Source organism: Arenibacter troitsensis (assembly GCF_900177645.1).
In the GTDB taxonomy this organism is placed as follows: domain Bacteria; phylum Bacteroidota; class Bacteroidia; order Flavobacteriales; family Flavobacteriaceae; genus Arenibacter; species Arenibacter troitsensis.
Genome location: NZ_FXAO01000023.1, coordinates 1 through 1735 on the forward strand (window position 1 = coordinate 1; position 1735 = coordinate 1735).

Annotated in this window: 2 protein-coding genes; both read left to right on the forward strand. The window is 36.2% G+C overall.

The window, feature by feature from the left end:
• The first annotated feature begins 121 nt into the window (after window positions 1–121).
• Window positions 122–616, forward strand: coding sequence for a hypothetical protein (locus B9Y87_RS21715; protein ID WP_085501049.1), 495 nt, complete (start codon window positions 122–124; stop codon window positions 614–616).
• A 387-nt stretch (window positions 617–1003) separates the two neighbouring features.
• Window positions 1004–1636, forward strand: a complete 633-nt coding sequence (locus B9Y87_RS21720; protein ID WP_085501050.1) for a hypothetical protein — start codon at window positions 1004–1006, stop codon at window positions 1634–1636.
• The last annotated feature ends 99 nt before the right edge of the window (window positions 1637–1735 follow it).

Below are 1735 nucleotides of genomic sequence, written 5' to 3' on the forward strand. Positions count from 1 at the left end.
CTGGACCGCCACATTTTATTCCCAATACCGTCGAAAACCAAAAAAGGTTTTCACTATATTTCCATAAAATATCGCGGACTACACATAGCGCTGCGTTACCTGTAATTTTTAAGCCCTTTTTGTGGAGATTACTAAGGCAGACATTGTTAGTCTAATCGAAGAAAAGCAAACAGACACTTTTTTAACTCATTTGTGGACTATTCTAAAATCGGATTATCGACCAGCCGGAGAGGTGCACAATAGAATTCTAAAAGTTTGGAAACAGAATGGATGGAACAGTCTGTTTTATCCAGTGTTTTCTTTTGAATTAAACCAGCAAGGTATTCTTGAAAACATTTCGGACAGACTTAACTCCGCTGGCAAAATAATTTTCATTTTCGTTTGCGGACTTCTATCATTGCCCTGGCTTTATTGGGTCTATGAGGATTTCGATCCATCTAAGTATTGGTTGCTAATTGTTGGATACATTCTTTTACTTGGGGCATTGATTTTTATTGGACGCAAAGTATATAAAATGGAAAGGAATATTCTGTTGGAAGAGATTTTCGAGGCTTTGGAAATAGAATATGAACAACCAATAGAGAAAGAATGGAGTTGGAAGAAAATAATTACCTGACTAATCACTTATCCCCTCTCTATTTTATTAATTATTAGCTGCTTTTTTGCGGCTATTCCTCAAGGGAAATATCTAATGGCGTTTAGTATTTTATGTATTGTTGGATTTTACTTGTATTCAGACATCAAGATAATTTTGAAAAAGAGGAAAAACTACAGGTAACATCGGGTATGCCCCATTCCGGCATCACTACCAACCGAAAGAAATTCCCTAAATTGATCACTAATTAACACCTGGAAACTCCCGTCTTACGGGCTTGCTTTGCTCGCCGGCCTAAGCGGTGCCTCCTTACTCATACCGTTGTCGGGTCGGCACCCCCAGAGGCGCAAAACAAGCAGTCGGAACGGAGGCATACCCAGGGCCGTTACCTTGCATTTAAACCAAACGATGGCAGTATCAATACATAAACTTTTTTCAGATTTCAATTTGAACTATTCAAAACCAATTAAATGGAATGAAAAGTTTGATGCCAAATTCAATGGTGTTTATGTAATTGCAAAGACTAATGACCCAAATACAAATATTACCGAGCATCCAAAATTTGGAATTTGTGAAAAATCATTTGGTTCGTGGATAAAAGAAGCGACTGAATTAAAAGTAAATGGGAAAAATCAAAACGGAATCGATGACATAACAGAACATTTGACTGATTTCTGGAATCCAAATGAAAATATCCTCTACATTGGACAGTCGTCATCTAAAACCAATCCGATTCAAAAAAGAGTCGGACAGTTTTATTCTCATAAACTTGGACAGAAAGGACCACATACTGGAGGTTATTGGCTAAAATTGTTAAACTGCTTGGAAAATACTTTTGTTTACTATGCAGCAGCTAAAAACCCAAGAGATACGGAATTTAAAATGTTAATGAAATACATTGAATACTCGACAGGAAAAAGCTTTTATGAACTGAAGAACATTGGAAATTATTTGCCGTTTGCTAATTTGACAGCGGATTTTTATAAAGAACACGGAATTAAAAACGCAACGAATAAAAATAAAAGAAAAAACGCAAGGTAACAACGTGTCCTATGAAAAGCACTAGTCCAGTTCCTTAAAGTTAATATTTTATTTTTTATCAGTCCATATTGGTGATTTTGGGGTGTTGAATTGTTGGCA

Coding starts and splice junctions, on each gene's coding strand:
- B9Y87_RS21720 (WP_085501050.1), top strand. CDS start 1,004: ATGGCAGTATCAATACATAAACTTTTTTCAGATTTCAATTTGAACTAT.